The sequence below is a fragment of the Salmonella sp. 32020114201800008SM genome, from assembly GCF_017572025.1.
Lineage (GTDB): Bacteria > Pseudomonadota > Gammaproteobacteria > Enterobacterales > Enterobacteriaceae > Salmonella > Salmonella enterica.
Window position 1 is genome coordinate 1 of sequence record NZ_JAGEQM010000008.1, and the last position, 24,472, is coordinate 24,472.

27 protein-coding genes and 1 pseudogene are annotated in these 24,472 nt (G+C 54.8%); 12 read left to right on the forward strand and 16 right to left on the reverse strand.

Annotated features, from left to right (window positions below):
• Positions 1–229: pseudogene (locus J4613_RS19020) on the forward strand (IS110 family transposase); the annotation flags it as partial.
• A gap of 72 nt (positions 230–301) precedes the next feature.
• On the opposite strand, the gene phnX reads toward J4613_RS19020, so the two are convergent.
• Both phnX and phnW read right to left on the reverse strand, forming a co-directional pair.
• Positions 302–1,111, reverse strand: coding sequence for a phosphonoacetaldehyde hydrolase (gene phnX, locus J4613_RS19025; RefSeq protein WP_208293670.1), 810 nt, complete (start codon positions 1,109–1,111; stop codon positions 302–304).
• Positions 1,112–1,120: 9 nt separating this feature from the next.
• Positions 1,121–2,224 (reverse strand): 2-aminoethylphosphonate--pyruvate transaminase, encoded by a 1,104-nt coding sequence (gene phnW, locus J4613_RS19030; RefSeq protein WP_000203969.1) that lies wholly within the window; start codon positions 2,222–2,224, stop codon positions 1,121–1,123.
• Between the two features lie 139 nt (positions 2,225–2,363).
• Between phnW and phnR the strand changes: the two genes are divergently transcribed.
• From phnR to phnV, 5 genes are all read left to right on the forward strand, one after another.
• On the forward strand, positions 2,364–3,083 hold the full coding sequence (phnR, locus tag J4613_RS19035) for a phosphonate utilization transcriptional regulator PhnR (protein ID WP_111742430.1): 720 nt from the start codon (positions 2,364–2,366) through the stop codon (positions 3,081–3,083).
• Positions 3,084–3,280: 197 nt separating this feature from the next.
• Positions 3,281–4,294: a 2-aminoethylphosphonate ABC transporter substrate-binding protein gene (gene phnS / locus J4613_RS19040; RefSeq protein WP_000778008.1), complete on the forward strand. Its 1,014-nt coding sequence runs from the start codon at positions 3,281–3,283 to the stop codon at positions 4,292–4,294.
• A 5-nt stretch (positions 4,295–4,299) separates the two neighbouring features.
• Entirely contained in the window at positions 4,300–5,409 is a 1,110-nt protein-coding gene (gene phnT, locus J4613_RS19045; protein ID WP_023994375.1) for a 2-aminoethylphosphonate ABC transport system ATP-binding subunit PhnT, read from the forward strand.
• Positions 5,410–5,411: 2 nt separating this feature from the next.
• Complete coding sequence (phnU, locus tag J4613_RS19050; protein WP_000052723.1) at positions 5,412–6,272, forward strand: 2-aminoethylphosphonate ABC transporter permease subunit; 861 nt, start codon at positions 5,412–5,414, stop codon at positions 6,270–6,272.
• A gap of 2 nt (positions 6,273–6,274) precedes the next feature.
• Entirely contained in the window at positions 6,275–7,072 is a 798-nt protein-coding gene (phnV, locus tag J4613_RS19055; RefSeq protein ID WP_000909791.1) for a 2-aminoethylphosphonate ABC transport system, membrane component PhnV, read from the forward strand.
• Positions 7,073–7,115: 43 nt separating this feature from the next.
• Here phnV and thiI read toward each other — a convergent pair whose 3' ends face one another.
• Complete coding sequence (gene thiI / locus J4613_RS19060; RefSeq protein ID WP_000668652.1) at positions 7,116–8,564, reverse strand: tRNA uracil 4-sulfurtransferase ThiI; 1,449 nt, start codon at positions 8,562–8,564, stop codon at positions 7,116–7,118.
• Between the two features lie 209 nt (positions 8,565–8,773).
• Here thiI and xseB point away from each other — a divergent pair, with 209 nt between their 5' ends.
• Genes xseB through J4613_RS19080 form a run of 4 tightly spaced genes read left to right on the forward strand, consistent with a single transcriptional unit; the run spans position 8,774 to position 12,833 of the window.
• The gene (xseB, locus tag J4613_RS19065; RefSeq protein ID WP_001124944.1) at positions 8,774–9,016 is read left to right on the forward strand and encodes an exodeoxyribonuclease VII small subunit; all 243 of its coding nucleotides are present in this window, start codon (positions 8,774–8,776) and stop codon (positions 9,014–9,016) included.
• Positions 9,017–9,916, forward strand: coding sequence for a (2E,6E)-farnesyl diphosphate synthase (gene ispA / locus J4613_RS19070; RefSeq protein WP_000348074.1), 900 nt, complete (start codon positions 9,017–9,019; stop codon positions 9,914–9,916).
• Between the two features lie 23 nt (positions 9,917–9,939).
• On the forward strand, positions 9,940–11,802 hold the full coding sequence (dxs, locus tag J4613_RS19075) for a 1-deoxy-D-xylulose-5-phosphate synthase (protein ID WP_000006777.1): 1,863 nt from the start codon (positions 9,940–9,942) through the stop codon (positions 11,800–11,802).
• Positions 11,803–11,858: 56 nt separating this feature from the next.
• Positions 11,859–12,833, forward strand: coding sequence for an aldo/keto reductase (locus J4613_RS19080; protein ID WP_021000004.1), 975 nt, complete (start codon positions 11,859–11,861; stop codon positions 12,831–12,833).
• A gap of 103 nt (positions 12,834–12,936) precedes the next feature.
• Here the strand turns inward: J4613_RS19080 and pgpA are convergent, their stop codons facing one another.
• The 6 genes from pgpA to nrdR form a co-directional block, all read right to left on the reverse strand.
• Entirely contained in the window at positions 12,937–13,452 is a 516-nt protein-coding gene (gene pgpA / locus J4613_RS19085) for a phosphatidylglycerophosphatase A (RefSeq protein WP_000154056.1), read from the reverse strand.
• Positions 13,430–14,410 (reverse strand): thiamine-phosphate kinase, encoded by a 981-nt coding sequence (gene thiL / locus J4613_RS19090; protein WP_000752133.1) that lies wholly within the window; start codon positions 14,408–14,410, stop codon positions 13,430–13,432. The genes pgpA and thiL overlap by 23 nt, the downstream gene beginning before the upstream one ends.
• A 78-nt stretch (positions 14,411–14,488) precedes the next feature.
• Positions 14,489–14,908, reverse strand: a complete 420-nt coding sequence (gene nusB, locus J4613_RS19095) for a transcription antitermination factor NusB (protein WP_000801129.1) — start codon at positions 14,906–14,908, stop codon at positions 14,489–14,491.
• Positions 14,909–14,928: 20 nt separating this feature from the next.
• Positions 14,929–15,399 (reverse strand): 6,7-dimethyl-8-ribityllumazine synthase, encoded by a 471-nt coding sequence (ribE, locus tag J4613_RS19100; protein WP_001021372.1) that lies wholly within the window; start codon positions 15,397–15,399, stop codon positions 14,929–14,931.
• Between the two features lie 88 nt (positions 15,400–15,487).
• A complete protein-coding gene (gene ribD / locus J4613_RS19105) occupies positions 15,488–16,591 on the reverse strand; it encodes a bifunctional diaminohydroxyphosphoribosylaminopyrimidine deaminase/5-amino-6-(5-phosphoribosylamino)uracil reductase RibD (protein WP_023221506.1) in 1,104 nt (367 codons plus the stop codon).
• 3 nt (positions 16,592–16,594) lie between these two features.
• Positions 16,595–17,044 (reverse strand): transcriptional regulator NrdR, encoded by a 450-nt coding sequence (nrdR, locus tag J4613_RS19110; protein WP_000543533.1) that lies wholly within the window; start codon positions 17,042–17,044, stop codon positions 16,595–16,597.
• Between the two features lie 151 nt (positions 17,045–17,195).
• On the opposite strand from nrdR, the gene J4613_RS19115 reads away from it, so the two are divergent.
• Together J4613_RS19115 and J4613_RS19120 are read left to right on the forward strand one after the other, a co-directional pair.
• The gene (locus tag J4613_RS19115; RefSeq protein WP_061383680.1) at positions 17,196–17,735 is read left to right on the forward strand and encodes a DUF3251 domain-containing protein; all 540 of its coding nucleotides are present in this window, start codon (positions 17,196–17,198) and stop codon (positions 17,733–17,735) included.
• Between the two features lie 299 nt (positions 17,736–18,034).
• A complete protein-coding gene (locus tag J4613_RS19120) occupies positions 18,035–18,898 on the forward strand; it encodes a nucleoside-specific channel-forming protein Tsx (protein ID WP_000752021.1) in 864 nt (287 codons plus the stop codon).
• Positions 18,899–18,981: 83 nt separating this feature from the next.
• Here the strand turns inward: J4613_RS19120 and J4613_RS22885 are convergent, their stop codons facing one another.
• The 7 genes from J4613_RS22885 to yajC all read right to left on the reverse strand — a co-directional run bounded on the left by J4613_RS22885 (position 18,982) and on the right by yajC (position 24,465).
• Positions 18,982–19,089, reverse strand: a complete 108-nt coding sequence (locus J4613_RS22885) for a type I toxin-antitoxin system toxin Ldr family protein (RefSeq protein WP_000176312.1) — start codon at positions 19,087–19,089, stop codon at positions 18,982–18,984.
• A 437-nt stretch (positions 19,090–19,526) separates the two neighbouring features.
• Positions 19,527–19,874, reverse strand: coding sequence for an HNH nuclease YajD (gene yajD / locus J4613_RS19130; RefSeq protein ID WP_000974818.1), 348 nt, complete (start codon positions 19,872–19,874; stop codon positions 19,527–19,529).
• Between the two features lie 169 nt (positions 19,875–20,043).
• Positions 20,044–20,736 carry a YafY family protein gene (locus tag J4613_RS19135; RefSeq protein ID WP_000198317.1) on the reverse strand — a complete coding sequence of 231 codons (693 nt, stop codon included), beginning with the start codon at positions 20,734–20,736 and terminating at the stop codon, positions 20,044–20,046.
• A gap of 25 nt (positions 20,737–20,761) precedes the next feature.
• The gene (locus J4613_RS19140; RefSeq protein ID WP_000793035.1) at positions 20,762–21,127 is read right to left on the reverse strand and encodes a VOC family protein; all 366 of its coding nucleotides are present in this window, start codon (positions 21,125–21,127) and stop codon (positions 20,762–20,764) included.
• A 148-nt stretch (positions 21,128–21,275) separates the two neighbouring features.
• Complete coding sequence (secF, locus tag J4613_RS19145) at positions 21,276–22,247, reverse strand: protein translocase subunit SecF (protein WP_000046629.1); 972 nt, start codon at positions 22,245–22,247, stop codon at positions 21,276–21,278.
• A 10-nt stretch (positions 22,248–22,257) separates the two neighbouring features.
• The gene (gene secD, locus J4613_RS19150; protein WP_000934808.1) at positions 22,258–24,105 is read right to left on the reverse strand and encodes a protein translocase subunit SecD; all 1,848 of its coding nucleotides are present in this window, start codon (positions 24,103–24,105) and stop codon (positions 22,258–22,260) included.
• 27 nt (positions 24,106–24,132) lie between these two features.
• Positions 24,133–24,465 (reverse strand): preprotein translocase subunit YajC, encoded by a 333-nt coding sequence (gene yajC, locus J4613_RS19155; RefSeq protein ID WP_000007628.1) that lies wholly within the window; start codon positions 24,463–24,465, stop codon positions 24,133–24,135.
• Positions 24,466–24,472 lie beyond the last annotated feature (7 nt).

A 24,472-nucleotide genomic window follows, 5' to 3' on the forward strand; every position in this document is an offset into this window, starting at 1 on the left:
ACATATGTCAAAAACAGGACCGTCAGGAGTGCGGGCTAAGCTGTACGTTGCAGCGCTGACCGCGAGCCGCTGGAACAAACAGGCGAAGGCTATCTATGAAAGGCTGGTCGCAAAGGGCAAGGCGAAGAAAGCCGCGCTGGGAGCTGTGATGCGCAAACTGGTACATTTATGCTTCGGCGTGTTGAAAACGCGGCTTCCGTGGGATGAAAATTATGTAGCTACCGCTTGACGTTCAAGACGGTAGCTACAAAACGGTACAATCTGTAGGCCGGATAAGCGACAGCGCCATCCGGCAGTTATTTTACGGGCGTTCGCCCTGCGCCAGACGCGCATTAATATGCGCAATCACCCCAGGTAAATCCGCCAGTGAATCCACCACGTAATGCGCCCCGGCGGCGTACAGCTTGCTGGCCGCGTGCTCGCGGCGGACCGCAACGTCCTCTTTCGACATTGTCTGATAGGCGTCCCATGTTGCGCCGAATTCGTTACCCGATACCGCCAGCCCCACCGTCCACATTCCCGCGTTAAGCCCCTCGCTAATGCCCGGCGCGGCATCATCTACCTTCACGCAGTGCGCGACCGCATCAATGCCCAGCGCAATCACGTTTTGCAGCGCCATCCACGGCCCCGGGCGACCACCCGCGGCCAGGTCGTCCGTTGCCACCCAATGATCCGGACGATAACCATGCTCGGCGGCGGCGGGAACCAGGCGCTCCATCACCGCTCGTGGGTAACCGGAGCAGGAGCCTATCTTGATACCCTCGGCTCGTAGCGCCGCGATCGTGTCGATAACTCCGGCAATAGGAGAAGAAAAATCGACAACTTTAACAATCTGTAACGGCATGAAAGCGGCGTAGATGGCATCAATATCTGCTGCGCTCATGGAGCGACCAAACTTTGCCTGCCAGCGCGCGTCAACAGCAGGTAATTTTCCCAGCGCTTCAATGTGTTGCCATTTACCCAGCCCCATTGGCACGCGTGCTTCGGCGAGGGTGATCTCCACATCAAATGCCTGACGGAACGCCTCGACGAAAATTTGCGTCGGCGCGAAGGAGCCAAAATCGACGGTGGTGCCCGCCCAGTCGAGAATAACAGCGTGAATATGGTTCATCATGGTTCCTTATTTCGTCCAGTACATGGCGGTACGAATGGCGGTCAGCAGGGCAGTGATATCGGCGGCATATACTTCGCCAATGTTGCCGATGCGAAAGCAGTCGCTTTGCGACACTTTGCCTGGATAGATAACAAAGCCCTGCTCTTTGAGGCGGCGATAAAATTCGCTAAAGCGATACTGCGGGTCTTCCGGTGAATAAAAGGCGGTGATAATGGGCGAATGAAGTTCGTCATCCAGCAGCGTGTTAAAGCCCAGCGCCCGCATTCCGGCCACCAGGCTGCGCTGATTTTGCTGATAGCGTTGATGACGTGCCGCCACGCCACCTTCTTTCGCCAGCTCTTTCAGCGCCTGTGCAAACGCCAGGACGGTATGTGTGGGCGAAGTAAAACGCCATTTGCCGTGGTTATCCTCCATGCAGCGCCACTGGGCGTAGAGATCTAACGACAGCGAGCGGGAACGCCCTTTGCACGCGGCCAGTTTTTGCTCGCGGGCAATCACAAAGGCAAAACCCGGCACGCCCTGAATGCATTTATTGGCGGAGCTGATCAGATAGTCGATATGTAATGCTGCAATATCCATGGGGATGCCGCCGAAGCTGCTCATGGCGTCAACGATGTAGGTTTTGCCATAGCGATGCGCCAGAGCGCCCACCTCATCAATGGGGTTGAGCATCCCGGTGGTTGTTTCGCTATGCACCATGGCGATATGGCTGATCGTCGGGTCGGCGTTGAGGATCGCGTCGATCGCCTGCACATCCGGGCGCGCAACTTCGCCGCAGTCGTAAGCGTGATGGGCGATTCCCATAAGGCCGGCCATCTCGACCATTCGTGCGCCGTATGCACCGTTGCTGACGATCAGCACCTTATCCTGCGGCCCCAATGCGCTGCCCAGTACGGCTTCCACAGCATAGCTACCGCTGCCTTGCAGTAGTACGGAGGTGTAGCCTTCGGAGGCCGTTGCCAGTTCGGTCAGCTGCTGGCGGATCTGTTCCACCACGCCGATATTGTAATCATCATCCCAGGTACAGCTATCGAACAACATCGCTTCTTTCACGGTACGAGAGGTGGTGAGCGGGCCAGGAGTCAGCAACAGATAGTTACGCGAAGTCATGTTATTTACCTTTGGTCTATACCAGATTGCATTTATCATGACGATCTTTGCCGCGACGGGTCAAAGAGAAAATCGCGCTGCAACAAAAAATTCATCTCTGCTTGTATAATGGCGGCAGGCAAAACGGAAGCGAGTAAGCATGAAATCTATCCCGGGCGATATCCCGCAGTATCTGTTGATCAAGGCACAGCTTCAGGCGCGTATTCAGAGCGGTGCGTTGAAAAGCGGTGATAAACTGCCCTCTGAACGCGAACTGTGCGCGATCTTCAACACCACGCGCATTACTATTCGCGAAAGCCTGGCGCTGCTGGAGTCCAGTGGGCTTATCTGGCGCGCCGATCGTCGCGGTTGGTTCGTTACGCCGGAACGCCTGTGGCTGGATCCGACCCAGAACACCAACTTCCATAAGCTTTGCCGCGAGCAGGGGCGGGAGCCAAAAACCGCGCTACTGAGCGGCGTGTTAACCACCGTGCCTGTCGAGGTCATGGAGCCCCTCCAGCTCCAGCCGTTTGATCAAATCTATCTGCTGACCCGTCTGCGTTACGCCGATGGCCGCGCCGTGTGCTACTGCGAAAACCATTGTTTGCCCGCCCGCGTGCCTGAGCTGCTGCAGTACGATCTCAACGGCAGCCTGACCGAGGTATACGAGTCGCACTACAACCTCGTCTATACCAGCATGCATCTGTCGTTCTACCCCACCGCCATGCCTGCGCAGGCCGCACAGGCGCTGGGCGTTATGGAAGGGCGCCCGGCGCTGTTACTGCGCCGTCTGAACTACGATCAACACGGGCGAGTGCTGGATCTGGATATCGAATACTGGCGTCACGACAGCCTGCGCATTGAGGTAGATACCCACTAGCGGGTGCGCCGGATGTTGGCTGCGGGACTTATCCGGCCTGTCAATCGTATCGTCTCACGGCTATCCGGATAAGCGCAGCATCATCCGGCGTGGACTGATTTATTTCTCTTTCATCGTTTTGTCATATAAGCCGTTTAGCGTAAAAAGCAAACCTGGTATAGGCCAGAAAATGCAACGTACGCTATGAGGCTATTACGATGAAACTTTCCCGACTTGCTCTGCTGTCTGTCTTCGCTCTCGCCAGCGCCCCGTCATGGGCGGAATCAGTGGTCACGGTGTACTCCATCGACGGGCTGCACGATGGCGATAACAGCTGGTACCAGGTGCAGTTTGACGCATTCACCAAAGCGACCGGCATTACCGTACGCTATGTTGAAGGCGGTGGTGGCGTGGTAGTGGAACGTCTGGCAAAAGAGCGTACGAATCCGCAGGCCGACGTGCTGGTAACCGCACCGCCATTCATTCAGCGCGCCGCCGCCGAAAAGCTGCTGGCGAACTTTAACACCGACGCCGCCTCGGCTATCCCCGATGCCAACAACCTTTATTCGCCGCTGGTAAAGAACTATCTGAGCTTTATCTACAACAGCAAGCTGCTGAAAACTGCCCCGGCGAGCTGGCAGGATCTGCTTGACGGTAAATTCAAAAATAAACTCCAGTATTCCACGCCAGGTCAGGCCGCTGACGGCACGGCGGTGATGCTGCAGGCTTTCCACAGCTTCGGCAGTAAAGATGCCGGTTTTGCGTATCTCGGCAAGCTGCAGGCCAATAACGTCGGGCCATCTGCCTCTACCGGCAAGCTAACCGCGCTGGTTAATAAAGGTGAAATCTACGTCGCTAACGGCGACCTGCAAATGAACCTCGCGCAGATGGAACGTAACCCGAACGTGAAAATCTTCTGGCCGGCCAACGACAAAGGCGAGCGCAGCGCGCTGGCCATCCCTTATGTCATTGGCCTGGTCCAGGGGGCGCCGCAGAGTGAAAATGGTAAAAAGCTGATTAACTTCCTGCTGAGTAAAGAAGCGCAGACTCGCGTCAGCGAACTCTCCTGGGGAATGCCGGTACGCAGCGACGTGACGCCGAGCGACGAACATTACAAGGCCGCCACTGCCGCGTTAGAAGGCGTGCAGAGCTGGCAGCCAAATTGGGATGACGTAGCCGTTTCGCTGTCGGCAGATATTAGCCGTTGGCACAAAGTGACCGAAAGCGAGTAAGCCTGATGCTGATGAAAACGACTGCCGTTCACGCCCCTGCATCGCAGGGGACATCGGGGATAGTCCTCGACTCGCTGCGCGTTGCGTATCACGGCAACGTGGTGCTTAAACCGCTCTCTTTGACGATTGAACCTGGCGAAGTGCTGGCGCTGATTGGCCCATCAGGATCTGGAAAAACGACGGTGCTGCGTGCGGTTGCGGGCTTTGTGCAACCTGCAGGCGGTCGTATTCTGATTGGCGATACGGACGTCACCCATCTGCCACCCTATAAACGCGGGTTGGCGATGGTGGTGCAGAACTACGCCTTGTTCCCGCATCTGAAAGTGGAAGACAACGTCGCTTTTGGCCTGCGTGCGCAGAAGCAGCCAAAGGCGCTAATTAATGAGCGTGTAACGCAGGCGCTGAAAACGGTTGGCATGAGTGATTACGCCGCCCGTTATCCGCATCAACTTTCCGGCGGCCAGCAGCAACGCGTGGCCATCGCCCGCGCGATTGCCGTGCGCCCGCGCGTGCTGTTGCTGGATGAACCACTGTCAGCGCTGGACGCACAGATTCGTCATAATATGGTGGAAGAAATCGCCTGTCTTCACCGTGAGCTGCCGGAACTCACTATTCTCTACGTCACCCACGATCAAACGGAAGCGCTCACCCTGGCCGATAAAATCGGCATTATGAAGGATGGCTCGCTGATTGCTCACGGCGAAACCCGCGCGCTATATCAGCATCCGCCCAATCGTTTTGCCGCCGAATTCTTAGGTCGCGCCAATATTCTCTCCGCCATCGCGCTGGGGATAACGGAGGCTCCGGGGCTGGTGGACGTCAGCTGCGGCGGTGCGGTGATTCGCGCGTTCAGCCGGGGCAGCCACCACGGTTACAACAAACTGCTGTGCATTCGTCCTCAGCACCTCAGCCTGACGCCGCGTTCGGCCTACAGCAACCGCTTCAACGCCACACTGCAATCGGTGCACTGGCAGGGCGATTTAACCCATCTGCTGTGTGACGTTGCTGGCGAAACGGTGCGGATGGTGTTGACGCATGTCAATCCGCTGCCGCGCGTGGGCGACAAGCTGGCGCTGTGGTTCGAACCGGATGATGCGGTCCTGATTGAGGTATAACCATGTCACTCATTTTACCACTGGAAAAACAGGCGCTTAACCTACGCCCACTGCTGTGGCTGCTGCTCCCGTTACTGGTGCTGGCGACGCTGTTTTTCTGGCCTCTGTCGCTCATCGTTGAACAGGCGCTACGCGGTGCCAATGGCGAGATCGGGCTCGAGACCTTCCGCCAGGTGGTCGACTCGAAACGCTTTGTCGGCGCGTTGCTGAACACGTTGCAAATCGCCTTTTTCGCCACCGCCGGTTGCCTGCTGCTGGGCAGCGTGATGTCGCTGATTCTGGTGTTTATTCCTTTCCCCGGCAGCGAGTTGATTGGTCGGGTCGTCGATACTTTTATTGCGCTGCCGACCTTCCTGATTACGCTGGCGTTCACCTTTATTTATGGGTCAGCGGGTCTGCTCAACGGTGCGCTGATGAGCCTGTTTGCCTTTGAGCTACCGCCGGTGGATTTTCTCTACTCGATGCAGGGCGTCATTCTGGCGGAGATCACGGTGTTCACTCCGCTGGTGATGCGGCCACTGATGGCCGCGCTGCGGCAAATTGATAAAAGCCAGCTAGAGGCAGCCAGTATTCTGGGGGCGCACCCGTTACGGGTGATTGGGCAGGTGATTTTCCCGGCTGCGCTACCGGCGCTGATGGCTGGTGGCAGCCTGTGCCTGCTGTTGACCACTAACGAGTTCGGCATCGTACTGTTTATTGGCGCGAAAGGGGTTAACACCCTGCCGATGATGGTTTACAGCAAAGCGATTCTGGAGTCCGACTATACGGTCGCCTGCATGATTGCGTTGATTAACATTGTCTTGTCGCTGGGGCTGTTCTCCCTCTATCGCCTGGCGGCATCGCGTACCGGCGTAAGGAGCTAGCCATGCTAATTTGGTCACCTAAAGGACGCGCAGCGGCGGGCGTTGTGGCTAGCGTACTGTTTATCGTGTTCTTTTTCCTGCCGCTGGCGGTGATTCTAATGTCCAGCCTTAGCCAGCAGTGGAACGGTATTCTGCCGAGTGGCTTCACGCTGAACCACTTTGTTAACGCTCTGCACGGTGCGGCATGGGATGCCCTACTTGCCAGCCTCACGATTGGCTTTTGCGCCAGCCTGTTTGCGCTGCTTTGCGGCGTTTGGGCGGCGCTGGCGCTGCGTCAATATGGGGTGAAAACGCAGAAATGGTTAAGTATGGTGTTCTATCTGCCGAGTGCGATTCCGTCAGTGTCCGTAGGCCTGGGCATTCTGGTTGCTTTCAGCCAGGGGCCATTGCAAATGAACGGCACCCTATGGATTGTGCTGACAGCGCACTTTGTGCTGATTTCCGCCTTTACCTTCAGTAACGTGTCGACCGGACTGGCGCGAATTTCCGCCGATATTGAAAACGTCGCGTCGAGTCTGGGGGCATCGCCCTGGTATCGTCTGCGTCACGTGACGTTGCCGTTATTGATGCCGTGGATGATGTCAGCGCTGGCGCTGAGTTTATCGCTCTCCATGGGGGAGTTGGGCGCGACGATGATGATTTATCCGCCGGGCTGGACGACGCTGCCAGTGGCTATCTTTAGCCTGACCGACCGTGGAAATATCGCCGACGGCGCGGCGCTGACTATTGTGCTGGTGGCCATTACGCTGCTGCTGATGATGAAGCTGGAGCGCATTGCAAAACGGTTGGGGCAGAAATAAAACGGTAGGCCGGGTAGGACATAGCCGCCACCCGGCAAAGGAATTACGGACGATACACTTTCACGTTTTCAAAGCCCTGCTCGCGCAGATAGAGCGCCTGCAGGCGGCTCATTACCCCGCGTTCGCACCACAGCAGCCAGGTTTTGCTCTGATCGAGGTCGCCAAATTTAGTGCTCAGCTTGTAGAACGGCAGCGAAACGACGTCCACACCTTCCACTTTCAGCGGCTTGTCATCCTGCTCATCCACAGAACGGATATCCAGAATCACGTCGTTCGGGCCGAAACCGCTCACGGTTTCTACTTCCACCACCTCCTGCTGGGTCTGCTGGGCGATTTCACGAATATCGACGTTGTTCGCTTCTTCTACCACCTTATCGAGAATACTGAAGTCGAAATTTTCTTCTTCGGCTTCAATTTTCGCTTTAATGGCTTTCACCGTCGGACTTTTTGAAATCACGCCACAGTATTCCGGCATCGTACGGGCAAAATCTTCCGTACCAATCTGGCGCGCCAGGTTGATAATGTGCTCTTTATCGTAAGAGATCAGCGGGCGCAGGATCAGCGTGTCAGACACGTTATCGATCAAGCGCAAGTTGGTTAGCGTCTGGCTGGACACCTGGCCCAGCGCTTCGCCGGTCACCAGCGCCTGTACGCCGTAACGTTCCGCCACTTTCGACGCCGCGCGTACCATCATACGTTTGAGCACCACGCCCATCTGGCCGTCGTCGACTTTCTCCAGAATCTCGCCGACCACTGGTTCAAAGTTAATCGCCACAAAACGCACGCGATGGGAGCTGCCAAAGCGGTTCCACAGGTAATGCGCCACCTGGCGAACGCCGATTTCATGCGCCGCGCCGCCAAGGTTAAAGAAGCAATAGTGTACGCGACAGCCGCGACGCATCAGCATATAGCTGGAGACGCCGGAGTCAAAACCGCCGGAGATCAGCGATAGCACATCTTCCTGGGTGCCAATCGGGAAACCGCCAATACCTTCATAACGCCCTTTGATCAGCAGCAGGCGATCATCTTCCACTTCCAGATGCACCGTCACATCCGGGTTAGTGAGCTTCACGCGCGCCGATTCAATATGCTGATTTAATCCGCCGCCGACATAGCGCTCCACCTCAATGGAGCTAAACTCATGCTTACCGCGACGTTTTACGCGCACGCAGAAGGTTTTGCCTTCAAGCTGCTCGCGATACTGCGCCAACGCTTTCTCGAAAATGTCGTGCATATCGGTGAACGGCACATCTTCGACTTCAAGAATATGGTGAATCCCCGGAATGCGGGTCAGCGCGTCGCGAATCGCCAGACGCTGGTTTTCATCTTTGGCGCGAACTTCAATGTTATCCCAGTGACGGACAACCGCGAGGGTCTCATCGTAGTGCTTTAAAACGTTACGGATATTCCCGGTTAAAATTTTTATAAAGCGCAAACGCACAGATTGGCTTTTGATAGTGATTTCCGGGAACAATTTAATGATAAACTTCATGGCGGCAATGGTTCTTTAGCAAGCTATCTAAGGCTTGTCGTGGAGAAATAGTACAGCAGCCCATACCTACGGCTGCATCCAGGCGCGGAAGTATATCACCATCACGGACATCTTGCGCATTTCCCCTTACCATTGCGCGTTATTTGCTTATCAGTGTGAGTCCGTTACCATAGACTTGTGCTGCCATTACAGAGAGTCAAACAGTCATCATGCCGAAGAAAAATGAGGCGCCCGCCAGCTTTGAAACTGCGCTGAGCGAGCTGGAACATATTGTTACCCGCCTGGAAAGCGGCGATTTGCCGCTGGAAGACGCGCTGAATGAATTCGAGCGCGGCGTACAACTGGCGCGTCAGGGGCAGGCAAAACTGCAGCAGGCGGAACAGCGCGTGCAAATTTTGCTGTCTGATAATGAAGAGGCTTCACCTGAGCCTTTTATCGCGGATAATGAGTAAATGGACTTTACGCAGCAGCTACAGGCTTGCGTAACGCAAGCGAATCAGGCGCTGAGCCGTTTTATCGCGCCACTGCCCTTTCAGAACACTCCCGTGGTCGAAGCCATGCAGTATGGCGCATTATTAGGCGGTAAACGCCTGCGGCCATTTCTGGTTTACGCCACCGGTCAAATGTTTGGCGTCAGTACGGCAACGCTGGATGCGCCAGCTGCGGCGGTCGAATGCATTCATGCCTATTCGCTGATCCATGACGACCTGCCAGCGATGGACGATGACGATTTGCGTCGCGGCCTGCCGACTTGCCATATTAAATTTGGCGAAGCCAACGCAATCCTGGCGGGAGACGCGTTGCAGACACTGGCGTTTGCCATTATCAGCGACGCGCCGATGCCGGAAGTCGCCGATCGCGATCGTATCGCGATGATCGCCGAACTGGCGAACGCCAGCGGTATCGCCGGCATGTGCGGCGGTCAGGCATTGGATCTGGCGGCAGAAGGCCAGCGGATCACTCTGGACGCGCTGGAACGTATTCATCGCCATAAGACCGGCGCGCTCATTCGCGCCGCCGTTAGACTTGGCGCGTTGAGCGCGGGCGATAAAGGACGGAATACTCTGCCGATACTTGACCGCTATGCAGAGAGTATCGGCCTTGCCTTCCAGGTTCAGGATGACATTCTGGATGTGGTGGGCGATACTGCAACGTTAGGTAAACGTCAGGGCGCAGACCAGCAGCTTGGCAAAAGTACCTACCCTGCACTTCTGGGTCTTGAGCAAGCCCGGAATAAAGCCCGGGACCTGATAGAGGACGCCCGTCAGTCGTTACATCAGCTGGCCGCGCAATCACTGGACACCTCGGCACTGGAAGCGCTAGCGAACTACATAATCCAGCGTGATAAATAAACCCCATATCCAATGAGCTTGCGATGAGTTTTGATATAGCCAAATACCCTACCCTGGCATTGGTCGACTCCACCCAGGAGTTACGACTGTTACCGAAAGAGAGTCTGCCGAAACTCTGCGACGAGCTACGCCGCTACTTACTCGACAGCGTAAGCCGTTCCAGCGGGCACTTCGCTTCCGGGCTGGGCACGGTAGAACTTACCGTGGCGCTGCATTATGTCTACAACACCCCGTTTGACCAGCTAATCTGGGATGTTGGACACCAGGCTTATCCACATAAAATCCTTACCGGTCGTCGCGACAAAATCGGCACCATTCGCCAGAAAGGCGGTCTGCACCCGTTCCCGTGGCGCGGAGAAAGCGAATACGATGTGCTGAGCGTTGGGCATTCCTCCACCTCCATCAGCGCCGGTATCGGTATTGCCGTAGCGGCGGAGAAAGAAGGCAAAGATCGCCGCACCGTCTGTGTGATTGGCGACGGCGCCATCACCGCCGGTATGGCGTTTGAAGCAATGAATCACGCAGGCGATATCCGGCCCGACATGCTGGTCATTCTGAACGACAATGAAATGTCGATTTCGGAAAACGTCGGCGCGCTCAACAACCATCTGGCGCAGCTTCTTTCCGGTAAGCTTTACTCTTCTCTGCGCGAAGGCGGAAAAAAGGTCTTCTCCGGCGTACCGCCAATTAAAGAACTGCTCAAGCGTACCGAAGAACATATTAAAGGCATGGTTGTGCCGGGAACACTGTTCGAAGAGCTGGGCTTTAACTACATCGGGCCGGTCGATGGTCACGATGTCATGGGGCTTATCAGTACATTGAAGAACATGCGCGACCTGAAAGGCCCGCAGTTCCTGCATATCATGACCAAGAAAGGCCGCGGCTATGAGCCCGCGGAAAAAGATCCGATCACTTTCCATGCGGTGCCTAAATTTGATCCTTCCAGCGGATGTTTGCCGAAAAGCAGCGGCGGTCTGCCAGGTTATTCAAAAATCTTCGGTGACTGGCTGTGTGAAACCGCCGCCAAAGACAGCAAGCTGATGGCGATCACCCCGGCAATGCGCGAAGGTTCCGGCATGGTGGAATTTTCACGTAAATTCCCGGATCGCTATTTTGACGTCGCCATCGCCGAGCAGCATGCCGTCACCTTCGCCGCAGGCCTGGCGATTGGCGGCTATAAGCCCGTCGTGGCGATCTACTCTACTTTCCTGCAACGCGCCTACGATCAGGTTATCCATGACGTCGCTATCCAGAAACTGCCGGTCATGTTCGCCATCGATCGCGCCGGTATCGTTGGCGCGGATGGACAAACGCACCAGGGCGCGTTCGATCTCTCCTATCTGCGCTGCATCCCGGATATGGTGATCATGACGCCAAGCGACGAAAACGAATGTCGCCAGATGTTATTTACCGGGTATCACTATAACGACGGCCCGACGGCAGTACGTTATCCACGCGGTAATGCGCAGGGCGTGGCGCTAACCCCGCTGGAAAAACTACCTATTGGTAAAGGCCTTGTGAAGCGTCATGGCGAAAAACTGGCGATTCTGAACTTTGGCACCTTAATGCCTGAAGCGGCGAAAGTCGCCGAAGCGCTGAACGCCACGCTGGTCGACATGCGCTTTGTTAAACCGCTGGACGACACGTTAATTCTGGAGATGGCCGCGCAGCATGACGCGCTGGTGACGCTGGAAGAAAACGCCATTATGGGCGGCGCTGGCAGCGGCGTAAACGAAGTGCTAATGGCCCATCGTAAACCTGTACCTGTGCTGAATATCGGTCTTCCGGATTTCTTTATCCCGCAAGGAACGCAGGAAGAAGCCCGCGCGGAACTGGGGCTTGACGCCGCAGGCATTGAAGCCAAAATCAAGGCCTGGCTGGCATAATCCCCTCTTTGCTCCTGCTATGCTTGAAGAGTGACGGGTATAACAGGAGCGGAGTCATGCAATACAACACGTTAGGAAATACAGATCTTCGGGTGTCCCGCCTTTGTCTGGGCTGTATGACATTCGGCGAGCCGAGTCGCGGCAATCACGCCTGGACGCTTCCCGAAGAGAGCAGCCGTCCCATCATCAAGCGCGCCCTTGAGGGCGGCATTAACTTTTTTGATACCGCCAACAGCTACTCCGACGGCAGCAGCGAAGAGATTGTCGGTCGCGCGCTGCGTGATTTCACCCGGCGCGACGAGGTGGTGGTAGCGACGAAAGTCTTCCATCGCGTCGGCGATCTGCCGGAAGGATTGTCCCGCGCGCAAATCCTGCGCTCTATTGACGATAGCCTCACCCGTCTGGGAATGGAGTATGTCGATATCCTGCAAATCCACCGCTGGGATTACACCACGCCGATAGAAGAGACTCTGGAAGCGCTAAACGACGTGGTAAAGGCGGGTAAAGCCCGCTATATCGGCGCTTCCTCAATGCACGCCTCACAATTTGCCCAGGCGCTGGCGCTACAAAAACAACACGGCTGGGCGCCGTTTGTCACCATGCAGGATCACTATAACCTGATCTACCGCGAGGAAGAGCGTGAGATGCTACCGCTGTGCTGGCAGGAAGGCGTCGCCGTGATTCCGTGGAGTCCGCTGGCGCGCGGGCGCTTAACTCGCCCCTGGGGAGAAACCACGGCCCGCCTGGTCTCGGATGACGTGGGTAAAAATTTATACGCTGAAAGCGATAAAAATGATGCGCAAATAGCGGAACGGCTGGCTGGCGTCAGCGAGGCGCTTGGCGCAACGCGAGCGCAGGTCGCGCTGGCCTGGCTACTCAGTAAACGAGGCGTCGCCGCGCCGATTATCGGCGCTTCGCGTGAAGAGCAGTTAGATGAGTTGCTGAATGCCGTTGATTTAACGCTCAAACCGGAGCAGATTGCTGAACTCGAAACGCCGTACAAACAGCATCCGGTGGTGGGATTTAAATAATCTGCCATTGCCCGATGGCGCGGCGCTTATCGGGCCTGCGAAATCGACATATTGTTCGGGAATAGGCCGGATAAGGCGTTTACGCCGCCATCCGGCAAACCCTTTAAATAATACCGAGCGGCCAGTGATGACCGATAAAATACAGTATGCCAGCGGATATCACGCCGGCGACGATATCATCGATCATAATTCCCATGCCGCCGTGCACGTTGCGATCAAACCAACGGATCGGCCAGGGTTTCCACATATCCAGAATGCGGAAAATAACGAACCCGGCAGCCACCCACTGCCAGTCCGTCGTCGGCAACGCCATTAGCGTTATCCACATACCGATAAATTCATCCCAGACAATACTGCCGTGGTCGTGTACGCCCATATCTTTCGCCGTCTGATGGCAAAGATAAACGCCAATGCAGATCCCAAACATCACGACCAGCGAATAAAGCTGCCACGGCAGAAACGTCATCAAATACCAGAAGGGGATCGCCGCCAGCGAGCCCATCGTGCCCGGCACCACGGGGCTCAGCCCGCTGCCAAAGCCGATAGCGAGCAGGTGCCACGGATTGCGCAAATTCAGGCGACTTTTCGCAACATCTTTATGGCGTGGCAAAATGGTCATATCCTTTCCAGTCAAAAGTGACAGGTTCTCCGTCACGCACAAAGGCGATCCCTTCGATATCCGCCGTCATTTGCCCGATACAGGTAAACGGCACGCCCAGATGACCAAGCGCGACATCCAGCGCGCCACGGTTCAGCTCCGGGACGGTAAAGCACAGTTCATAATCTTCGCCGCCGGATAACATCCAGCGAAGCTTTTGTTCGGGATCATTGGCATGTCCCCACAGTTCTTCGGAGTCAGGCAGCGCCTCCAAATCGATTCGCGCGCCGCAGTTGCTGGCTTGCAGAATGTGACCAAGATCGGAGATCAAACCGTCGGAAAGATCGATCGCTGAACTGGCGAGATCGCGTAGCGCCTGCCCTTGTAAAATACGCGGCGTCGGGCGCAGATGGCGTTTGACCAGATAGTCGGCATCCCCCCAGCTTCCCACGCGAAAATCACCCCGTAGAATCGCCAGCCCGGCAGCGCTATCGCCCAACGTGCCAGTAACATAAATCCAGTCGCCCGGTTTTGCGCCAGAACGTTTCAGCGCCCGGCCGGCTGGCACAAGGCCATGAATACCGAGCGTCATCGACAGCGGGCCGCGCGTGGTATCGCCGCCAATGAGCTGCATGTCGTAGTAATCCAGTTGTTCAAACAGGCTGTCGCTGAACGCGGCAAGCCACGCCTCATCGACGTCAGGAAGCGTGAGCGCCAGCGTTAACCATGCCGGATCGGCGCCCATCGCCGCCAGATCGCTTAAATTCACCGCCAGCGCTTTATACGCCAGATCGGCAGGATCGATATCGGGTAAGAAATGGATGCCCGCCACCAGCGTATCGGTACTGATCGCCAGGGTCTGTTTTTCAGGAATATTCAGGAGCGCGCAATCGTCGCCAATACCGGTTTCAACATCAAGACGAGAGCTTCTTACACGGTCAAAATAACGGGCAATCAGGGAAAACTCGCCACATGCCATACGTTATGCCTCAGCAGAAAAAAAGAAAAGGCCGGAGACGGCGGGTATCGATCGCCCGCTATCTTTCCGGCCTGTGAATCACTTTTTGTTGGGACGAATCACCGGAGCTGCTTTATCCAGTACGCCGTTGACGAATTTGTGGCTGTCTTCAGCGCCAAAGGTTTTCGCCAGTTCAATCGCTTCGTTGATGGCCACTTTATAAGGCACATCGCTGCGTTTTGACAGCTCAAACAACGCAATACGCAGCACGGCTTTTTCAACCTGTCCCAGCTCTTCAAGCAGGCGGGACAGATACGGTTTCATTAAACCATCCAGGTACGCGCTGTTAGTCGCCACCCCGGATAGCAGTTCACGGAAATAGAGAACGTCGACGTCTTTTACGTCCTGTTCCGCCAGGAACTGGTATTCAACATCAGCGATGTCGTTCTGGGACAACTGCCAGGAGTAAAGCGCCTGGACGGCACACTCACGGGCGCGGCGACGAGCAGCAGGTTTCACGGAATTCCCCTTACAAAAAATCAGGCCTTAATGGCTTTCAATACATTAATCATTTCAAGCGCGGTCAGCGCAGCTTCTGCGCCTTTATTACCGGCTTTTGTACCAGCACGTTCGATGGCTTGTTCAATACTCTCGGTGGTCAGAACACCAAAGGCTACCGGCACGCCGCTGTCCTGGGCAACGCTTGCCAGGCCATTGCTGGCGCCGCCTGCCACATATTCAAAGTGCGCAGTCCCCCCGCGAATCACGGTTCCCAGCGCAACCACGGCGTCATATTTACCGCTTTTCGCCAGCGCTTCGGTCGCCAGCGGCAGTTCATAAGCGCCAGGCACCCACACTACGGTAATATTATCATCTTTTACCTGACCAATACGCGTCAGGGCATCAACCGCGCCATCCAGCAGGCTGTCGTTGATAAACTGATTGAAACGCGCAATAGTGATGGCGACACGAGCGTCAGGGGCTGCAACGTTAGCTTTAATAATGTTCATATTCTCTCTTCCAGGGTTCATTTGGCCCCGCAGGGGGGCGGATTTTATCATAATAATTTGAGCGCTGCTCCCCTTTCGACGGGAGAACTCATGCGCTCACCATATGCAGGCAAACATCCGGGCCGACATGACGTATTTCGCTGAAGGTAAATTGCGGCGCGTCGGCGAGCTTCTCAAGCCCCGGCAATTCGCATAATCCCCGCGCCTGGGTTCCCAACAATTTAGGCGCGACATAGACAATCAGTTCATCCACCAGCCCGGCTTGCAGCAACGCGCCCGCCAGTCCCGGTCCGGCTTCAACCCATATGCTATTAATCTGCTGCCTGCCTAACTGCATCATCAGTACAACCAGATCCAAATGTCCGTTGTGCGCCGGTACGCTGATAGTACGAACCGCATCGGGCCACGCGCGGCTATCTCCCTGGGTACGCGCGATCCACGTTTCGCCAGGCTGCTGCACAATACGATGCGCAGGCGTTACCCGGTTTTGGCTGTCGATAACAATTCGCACCGGCTGGCGCAGATTTTCCTGCGGGTAAGACGCCTGCGTAGAGGCGTCTAACTCCGTCCAACGCACCGTCAAGGCCGGATCGTCAGCCAATACCGTCGCGCTACTGGTTAAGATAGCGTGACTTTGCGCACGCAAGCGCTGAACGTCACGCCGGGCCTGCGGCGAGGTGATCCACTGGCTTTCGCCGCTGGCCATCGCCGTCCGTCCATCCACGGAGGCACCCAGTTTAAGCTGAAGATAAGGGAATCCGGTACGCATCCGCTTGAGGAAGCCTTTATTGAGCGCCTCCGCTTCACTCATCATTAACCCGTGGCTGACCGCAATACCCGCCTGTTGCAGGCGATACAGTCCGCGCCCGGCGACCTGTGGGTTCGGGTCCTGCATCGCGGCGACCACGCGCGCGACGCCAGCCGCAATCAGCGCATCGCAACATGGCGGCGTTCGCCCATGATGGCTACAGGGTTCAAGCGTGACATAGGCGGTTGCGCCTTTGGCTTTTGCGCCCGCCATCCGCAGCGCATGGACCTCGGCGTGCGGCTCTCCGGCACGATGGTGATAACCTTCGCCGACGATGTCGCCATTGTTAACAATGACACAGCCGACATTAGGGTTCGGGTGAGTGGTGAAACGTCCACGCTGCGCCAGTTTTAGCGCTCGCGCCATGTAAAACTCATCCTGCATGGCTTAGTCCTGTAGGCGAGCGATTTCTTCGCCAAAGTCTTTGATATCTTCGAAACTGCGATAGACGGAGGCAAAGCGAATATACGCGACTTTATCGAGTTTTTTCAGCTGCTCCATGACCAGGTTGCCAATCATCTTGCTGGGAACTTCACGCTCCCCAGTGGCACGTAATTGTGACTTAATATGGTTCAATGCCATTTCAACATCATCTGCGCTGACGGGTCTTTTTTCCAGCGCTCTCAACATGCCGCTACGCAGCTTATCCTCATTAAAGGGTTCGCGCACATCGTTGCTTTTTATCACGCGCGGCATGACCAGTTCAGCCACTTCAAAGGTCGTAAAGCGTTCATTACACACCAGGCACTGCCGACGGCGGCGCACGGACGAGCCCTCGCCTACAAGACGAGAGTCAATGACTTTGGTATCTACGGCGAAACAAAATGGGCAATGCATACGGCGTCCTGACCAGATGATTTAGGAAATGTTATTTTACCCTGAACTGGCGCGACAACAAAGGCGGAGCGCTTTTGAGATAAAGGATCGGTGCCTTTGTGCGTATAGCGCACTACCATTACGCTATCGAACCATGAAGGAAATGATCGACATGACAAGACGTTACCTAAGAATTCTCCTGGTGGGAAGTCTCTTGAGCCTGACCGCCTGCGCGCCGCAGAGCGAAGTTCGCCAGATGCATCAAAGCATTAGCACCCTGAATAAAGAGATGACCCAACTGAATCAGGAAACGGTAAAAATTACCCAACAAAATAAGCTGAATGCGGATTCAACCCGCGGCGTCTATTTGTTGCCTGGCGCCAATACGCCTGCCCGGCTGGAGAGTCAGATCGGTACGCTACGTATGACATTGCTGGAGATTACGCCTGTCGCAGACGGCGCTCACGCAACGTTACGCATTCAGGGCGAGTCCCGCGATCCGCTGCCGGCATTCAGCGCTACCGTAGAGTACGGGCAACTTCAGGGCACTACGGAGAACTATCAGGAGGTGAATGCACAGAGCCTTCTGGTAAATGCCCCTGCCAGCTTGCTGGCGCCCAGTGATGTCAATATTTCGTTACCGTTGAAGGGGATCACACCGGCGCAGTTAGGCTTCATTCGCATCCATGATATTCAGCCTGTTAATCAATAAACGTTCTGGCGGAGCGTTTTGTGCGTTCCGCAACATCCCCCGCGCGACTTTTGTTGCCCTACTGACATTTCCGTCATTTATGACATGGATTGGTAATATTCATGAAGGATAGTACTGTCGCCGCGCCTAAAGTGCGCAAACGTGAACGCAATCGATTACGTAAATGATAGATATGTGAAACAAGACATATTTTTGTGAGCAATGATTTTTATAATAGGCTCCGCAGAAACACGAAATATTTAGAAACGCAAATTGCGTTCTTTTCACTCCCGCAAGGGATTTCAAACAGTGGCATACATATGAAAAAAACTTTACTCGCAGTCAGCGCAGCGCTGGCGCTCACCTCATCTTTTACTGCTAACGCAGCAGAAAATGATCAGCCGCAGTATTTGTCCGACTGGTGGCACCAGAGCGTAAACGTGGTAGGCAGCTACCATACCCGTTTCTCGCCGAAATTGAACAACGACGTCTATCTGGAATATGAAGCATTTGCCAAAAAAGACTGGTTTGATTTCTACGGCTATATCGATATTCCCAAAACCTTTGATTGGGGTAACGGCAACGATAAAGGTATCTGGTCCGACGGTTCTCCGCTGTTCATGGAAATCGAACCGCGTTTCTCGATTGATAAGCTGACCGGCGCAGACCTGAGCTTCGGCCCGTTTAAAGAGTGGTATTTCGCCAACAACTACATCTACGATATGGGCGATAACAAAGCCAGCCGCCAGAGCACGTGGTATATGGGTCTGGGGACCGATATCGACACCGGCCTGCCGATGGGCCTGTCGCTGAACGTGTATGCGAAATATCAGTGGCAAAACTACGGTGCTTCCAATGAAAACGAATGGGACGGCTACCGTTTCAAAGTGAAATACTTCGTCCCCATCACCGATCTGTGGGGCGGTAAACTGAGCTATATCGGCTTTACCAACTTTGACTGGGGATCTGATTTAGGCGACGATCCGAACCGTACCAGCAATTCCATCGCTTCCAGCCATATCCTGGCGCTGAACTACGATCACTGGCACTACTCGGTCGTTGCGCGTTACTTCCATAACGGCGGACAGTGGCAGAATGGCGCAAAACTGAACTGGGGCGACGGCGATTTCAGCGCGAAATCTACCGGCTGGGGCGGCTACCTGGTCGTGGGTTACAACTTCTAAACCTGCAAAAAAGGCCAGAGGTCGCCCTCTGGCCCGTTTCGGGCGCATGCTGCCATGCGGCGGCGAGTCGCGCCCACTTCACATTACTTCCGGCGATGCCACCAGCCTAAAAACAGACCTGTCGCAATCCCGACCAGCGTTGGTGCCGCCAGATCGTGCCAGATAGTAATGCTCAACTCTGTGAGCGTCATATTGCCGCCTTTGTTGCAATGGCAACGGTTCGCGGCTATCCTCAACTTGTCTAGGGTCAAGTTAGCCCCCGTAATGTTGCCGGTGAATACCGAACAATGTGCGGGGGTTTTCTCTTTCCAGCGACAAGGCCACCGGGGATCAAGCCCCCGCAACATTGCGCCTCACCGGGTTGCCCCGGCTTACCGCTGATTCTACTCTGCTCGCCAGTATCGGCAGGACTTAAAAACAAAAAAATCCCAACCTTGCGATCGGGATTCCAGTGACAATGTATGCGTTACAGGACGTTTGGGGCTGGCGACAAACTCCGGGGCTGAAAAAATGTCAGATTGCATCCGACCTACGAAAACCAATAATTCATTTATATTGCGGATTCCGTTGTGTGGAGCGAAGCGTAACCTAACATTCAACAGCACCAACAGCTTTGTCAGCAGTCTGCTTATTTCTTTTTGTTCATCATCGCTTTCAGATCGGCAAACGGGTTATAAGTCGCCTCGCCGACATCTTTTTGCGCATCTTCCCCGGCAATGACCGTCGAACCGTACTGATCGGCTTCGGTATATTTGGAATGCTCGTGATCGTGGCAGTAGAGGCACAATAGCTCCCAGTTGCTGCCGTCTTCCGGGTTATTGGTGTGGTCATGATCGATATGATGCACCGTCAGCTCACGCAGATTTGAATACACAAACTCACGGGAACAACGTCCGCACACCCACGGAAACAGCTTCAGCGCTTTTTCACGATAGCCGCTTTCCAGGCGCGCGTAGTTTTTGGGGATGATAGCCATAATTAACAGGTACCTGAATAATACAAAGGGTTATGCGCAGTTTCCCGCGAAGCCGGGCTTTTAGCAATGATTCTGTGCAACTTATATATCCAGGTAAGGAAGGCTATTTCAGGCAAACTGATGACCAATCAACCCGTTTTACAAGCGTTGGAGTTATCGCTATCACATCTTACGGCATTTTTTCGTGCTCGACTTTACGCAAAAAATCACGCAAAGAACGGTCGATTGTTTCACGAAATCGCCGCTTAAGCGGAGTAATTTGTAAACAGCGATCGAGGCGAAAACACCGATAGTCTTCCCGTCTCTCACACCAGGCAACCAGTAGCCAGTGCTCTCCCCAGAAAAACAATCCCAGCGGTTGTATATCCCGCGAAGAGAGATGCCCCGCTTCATCACGATAATGTAGCGCCAACACCTGCTGCGCCGAAACGGCCTGATGGATAAGATCAAACGCGCTGCGCGAATGTGGAGATGTACCCAAATCCGGAGCGTAAATCCGTGTCTGCTCCGCTTTACGACGGCTCTCTTCCGGTAAAATAGCCAACACTTTTTCCTGGGCGGATTCAAGCTCGCGCGATAGCGAATCGCCGCCCCAGGTTTTCAATAACCGTATAGCCACCATCAGTGCTTCCGATTCACGATGGGTAAGCATCAAGGGCGGCAGATCAAAACCCGCCATTAAACGGTATCCGCTCCCTGCTTCACCTTCGACAGGCACACCGGATAACGACAGATCGCGAATATCGCGATAAATCGTCCGTTCAGAAACCGCAAGCCGCTGTGCCAACAGCGCTGCCGTCGTCAGTCGTCTACCCCGCAAAATTTGCACGATCTGAAACAAACGGTCAGCGCGTCTGGTCATATTGACTCTCTACATTTAGCAAATATCACGCAGGTTGATGTAAACCTATTCGGTTACCTTCGCTGTCAATAAACAACGCGATGGTTCCAATGTCATCTCCGGGAACCATGGGTTCCAGAACACACTTGCCACCGGCAAGGACGACACGTTCAATCGAGGCTAACAAATCGGCGGTATGCAGATAAATAACGACTCCCTGCGCAACTGGAGCGACATCATCCTGCTTTATCAGCGCTCCGCCGGGTCCGGGTTCAGCATACGGAAATACGGCCAGGTCCGCCCCATCCATGGTTTCCCGACGTAACGATATCTGCATCACTTGCTCATAAAAGGCGATTGCACGCGCCATATCAGTAACTGGAATTTCAAACCAGTTAATCAAGTTTTTCATACATCCTCCTGCGTGTGTGGGTTAATTCATGAGGAGTGTATGACAGGGCTCCTGACAGCATACTGTCAGTAATGTTTATCGTCATGGTACATAAATAAAAAAAATCCCGATCGCATGACCGGGATTCAGATAACACTTAAATACGTGTTTACGGCAGAATGGACGGCTGATCCGCCCCTTCTTTTTCGACTTTCTGCTGCAGCATATGCTCGCGCTTCATACCGAGTTTCAGCGCCAGCGCCGATGCGACATAGATAGAAGATGCCGTACCAATAGAGACACCGATCAGCATCGTCAGCGAGAAGCCTTCCAGTACCGGACCGCCGAAGAGGTACAGCATCAAAATTACCACTAACGTCGTACCGGAGGTAATCAACGTACGGTGTAGCGTCTGGGTCAGCGACACGTTAAAGATTTCGTAAGGCGTCCCGCGACGGATTTTGCGGAAGTTTTCACGAATACGGTCGGAGACCACGATACTGTCGTTCAGCGAGTAACCGATCACCGACATCAACGATGCCACAATGGTCAGGTCAATCTCGATATGGAAAAGCGACAGTATCCCCAGCGTAATGATCACGTCGTGCGCCAGCGCGATGACCACCCCTGCCGCCAGTCGCCACTCAAAGCGGAAACCGACATAAACGAGGATAGAGATCAACGCCACCAGCAGCGCCATAGCGCCGGTTTGCGCCAGATCGGCGCCCACGCTTGGCCCCACGAATTCAATACGCTTCACGGCCGCGTTCTGGTTGGTGGCTTCATTAATGATCGTCACCACTTTGCTACCCAGTACCTGACCGCCGGTTTCACCTTCGGTTGGCGGCATACGCACCATAATGTCGTGACTGCTGCCAAAGTTCTGCAACTGCGGCTCTTCATAGCCCGCTTTTTGCAGCGCTTCGCGCATCACGTCCATTTCAGCCGGTTTTTCCAGCGTGATTTCAATTACCGTACCACCGGTGAAATCCAGCCCCCAGTTAAACCCGCGTACGCCCATAATGACAATGGCCGCGATCAGCAACAGCCCGGAGATGCCGAATGCCCAGAAGTCCCAGCGCATAAAGTCATAGACTTTACGGCCGTGGTTTAGTTGTTCAACAGTGTATTCCTGTGCCACATCGCACTCCTCAGATTGACAGCTTAGTGACGCGCTTGCCGCCATATAGCAGGTTTACGATAGCACGCGTACCGATAATCGCGGTAAACATCGACGTCGCCACACCGATACCGGTCGTAATCGCGAACCCTTTAATTGCCCCGGTACCAACGGCATACAGAATGATGACTTTAATCAGCGTCGTGATGTTCGCATCGAAGATGGAACTGAACGCGCCGGCATAGCCTTCGTTTATCGCCTGCTGTACCGTGCGGCCATTACTCAACTCTTCTTTGATACGTTCGTTAATCAGAACGTTGGCGTCGACCGCCACCGCAAGGGTTAACACGATACCCGCAATCCCCGGCATACTGAGCGTTGCCCCCGGCAACAGCGACATGATACCGACAATCAACACCAGGTTAGCCACTAACGCGCTGGTCGCAATCAGACCAAACTTCTTATAGAAGAAGATCATGAACAGGATGGAGACCACCAGACCGGCCAGACAGGCTTCCAGGCCCTGCTTAATATTTTGCATACCCAAAGTCGGGCCAATGGTGCGCTCTTCAACGATCTGAATCGGCGCAATCAGGGCGCCCGCACGCAGCAGCAACGAGAGCTGACGCGCTTCGTTCGGGTTGCTGATACCGGTAATACGGAAGCTGTTACCCAGCCGGGACTGGATGTTGGCAATGTTAATCACCTCTTCCTGTTTCACCAGTACGGCGCGACCGTTAGCGTCTTTCTTACCGCTGTCTTTATACTCCACAAACAGGGTCGCCATCGGTTTGCCGATATTGTCCTTAGTGAAGTTAGACATGATATTGCCGCCTGCGCTATCCAGCGAGATGTTAACCTGCGGTTGGTTATATTCATCCTGGCTGGACGTCGAGTCGGTGATATGGTCGCCGGTGAGAATCACGCGTTTGTACAATACCACCGGCTGACCTTCGCGGGTCTGTTTCACTTCGGAATCGCCCGGTACGCGCCCGGCAGCAGCGGCGGCCTGGTCAACGTTGGTATTCACCAGACGGAATTCCAGCGTCGCGGTCGCGCCGAGAATTTCTTTCGCGCGAGCGGTATCCTGGATACCCGGCAGCTCAACCACAATACGGTCTGCGCCCTGGCGTTGTACGACAGGCTCCGCGACGCCCAGTTGGTTAACACGGTTACGCAGAATATTAATGTTCTGCTGAACGGCGTATTCGCGCGCTTCGCTCAGGCGCGCATCGGTCATTACCGCGCGAAGTTGATTACCGCCCTGGCTGGAAATCACCAGGTCACGATGACGCGGCGTCAGATAGGCGATCGCCTCATCACGCGCTTTGCTGTCACGGAACGTGATGCTCAACCCATAATTATTTTCTTTACGAACGGTGGTATAAGGAATGCCTTTTTCACGCAGATCGCTGCGCAGGCTATCGATATTTTGTTCCTGGAGTTTACCTAACGCGGTATCCATATCCACTTCCATCAGGAAGTGAACGCCGCCACGCAGATCAAGACCGAGCTTCATCGGATCGGCGTGAATAGCCGCCAACCAGCGCGGCGTAGCCGGCGCAAGGTTAAGCGCCACGACATATTTATCCCCCAGCACGCTCATCAGCGCTTCACGGGCGCGTAGCTGGGTATCGGTGGTGTCGAAGCGCGCAAGAATAGCGCCCTCTTCCAGTGCCACAGACTTAGCGGGAATTTTTTCTTCTTGTAACGTTTTCTGGACCTGGATCAGCGTTTGCTCACTGGCGGCGACGCCGCGCACGCCAGTGATTTGAACAGCCGGATCCTCACCATACAGGTTGGGAAGTGCGTAAAGCAGGCCGACGATAATTACGACGACCAGCATGATGTACTTCCACAAAGGATAACGGTTTAACACGGCAGTTCCCTTTGGGAAAACGAAATATTACAGCGCCTTCATGGTGCCTTTCGGCAGAACGGCAGCTACGAAGTCACGTTTGATAACCACTTCCGTGGTGTCATTCAGCGCGATGGCAATGTAGCCGGCTTCCGCTACTTTGGTCACTCGACCGACCAGACCGCCATTCGTCAGAACTTCATCACCTTTCGCAATGGAGTCCATCAGCTTTTTGTGCTCTTTGGTGCGCTTCTGCTGCGGGCGCAGGATCATGAAATAGAAAATCAGACCAAACACCACCAGCATTAAAATCAGAGACATCGGGCTGCCCTGCGCTGGAGCACCTGTTGCCGCTACCGCATCAGAAATAAAAAAGCTCATTCAAATT

Coding starts and splice junctions, on each gene's coding strand:
- phnX (WP_208293670.1), bottom strand. CDS start 1,111: ATGAACCATATTCACGCTGTTATTCTCGACTGGGCGGGCACCACCGTC.
- phnW (WP_000203969.1), bottom strand. CDS start 2,224: ATGACTTCGCGTAACTATCTGTTGCTGACTCCTGGCCCGCTCACCACC.
- phnR (WP_111742430.1), top strand. CDS start 2,364: ATGAAATCTATCCCGGGCGATATCCCGCAGTATCTGTTGATCAAGGCA.
- phnS (WP_000778008.1), top strand. CDS start 3,281: ATGAAACTTTCCCGACTTGCTCTGCTGTCTGTCTTCGCTCTCGCCAGC.
- phnT (WP_023994375.1), top strand. CDS start 4,300: ATGCTGATGAAAACGACTGCCGTTCACGCCCCTGCATCGCAGGGGACA.
- phnU (WP_000052723.1), top strand. CDS start 5,412: ATGTCACTCATTTTACCACTGGAAAAACAGGCGCTTAACCTACGCCCA.
- phnV (WP_000909791.1), top strand. CDS start 6,275: ATGCTAATTTGGTCACCTAAAGGACGCGCAGCGGCGGGCGTTGTGGCT.
- thiI (WP_000668652.1), bottom strand. CDS start 8,564: ATGAAGTTTATCATTAAATTGTTCCCGGAAATCACTATCAAAAGCCAA.
- xseB (WP_001124944.1), top strand. CDS start 8,774: ATGCCGAAGAAAAATGAGGCGCCCGCCAGCTTTGAAACTGCGCTGAGC.
- ispA (WP_000348074.1), top strand. CDS start 9,017: ATGGACTTTACGCAGCAGCTACAGGCTTGCGTAACGCAAGCGAATCAG.
- dxs (WP_000006777.1), top strand. CDS start 9,940: ATGAGTTTTGATATAGCCAAATACCCTACCCTGGCATTGGTCGACTCC.
- J4613_RS19080 (WP_021000004.1), top strand. CDS start 11,859: ATGCAATACAACACGTTAGGAAATACAGATCTTCGGGTGTCCCGCCTT.
- pgpA (WP_000154056.1), bottom strand. CDS start 13,452: ATGACCATTTTGCCACGCCATAAAGATGTTGCGAAAAGTCGCCTGAAT.
- thiL (WP_000752133.1), bottom strand. CDS start 14,410: ATGGCATGTGGCGAGTTTTCCCTGATTGCCCGTTATTTTGACCGTGTA.
- ribE (WP_001021372.1), bottom strand. CDS start 15,399: ATGAACATTATTAAAGCTAACGTTGCAGCCCCTGACGCTCGTGTCGCC.
- ribD (WP_023221506.1), bottom strand. CDS start 16,591: ATGCAGGATGAGTTTTACATGGCGCGAGCGCTAAAACTGGCGCAGCGT.
- nrdR (WP_000543533.1), bottom strand. CDS start 17,044: ATGCATTGCCCATTTTGTTTCGCCGTAGATACCAAAGTCATTGACTCT.
- J4613_RS19115 (WP_061383680.1), top strand. CDS start 17,196: ATGACAAGACGTTACCTAAGAATTCTCCTGGTGGGAAGTCTCTTGAGC.
- J4613_RS19120 (WP_000752021.1), top strand. CDS start 18,035: ATGAAAAAAACTTTACTCGCAGTCAGCGCAGCGCTGGCGCTCACCTCA.
- J4613_RS22885 (WP_000176312.1), bottom strand. CDS start 19,089: ATGACGCTCACAGAGTTGAGCATTACTATCTGGCACGATCTGGCGGCA.
- yajD (WP_000974818.1), bottom strand. CDS start 19,874: ATGGCTATCATCCCCAAAAACTACGCGCGCCTGGAAAGCGGCTATCGT.
- J4613_RS19135 (WP_000198317.1), bottom strand. CDS start 20,736: ATGACCAGACGCGCTGACCGTTTGTTTCAGATCGTGCAAATTTTGCGG.
- J4613_RS19140 (WP_000793035.1), bottom strand. CDS start 21,127: ATGAAAAACTTGATTAACTGGTTTGAAATTCCAGTTACTGATATGGCG.
- yajC (WP_000007628.1), bottom strand. CDS start 24,465: ATGAGCTTTTTTATTTCTGATGCGGTAGCGGCAACAGGTGCTCCAGCG.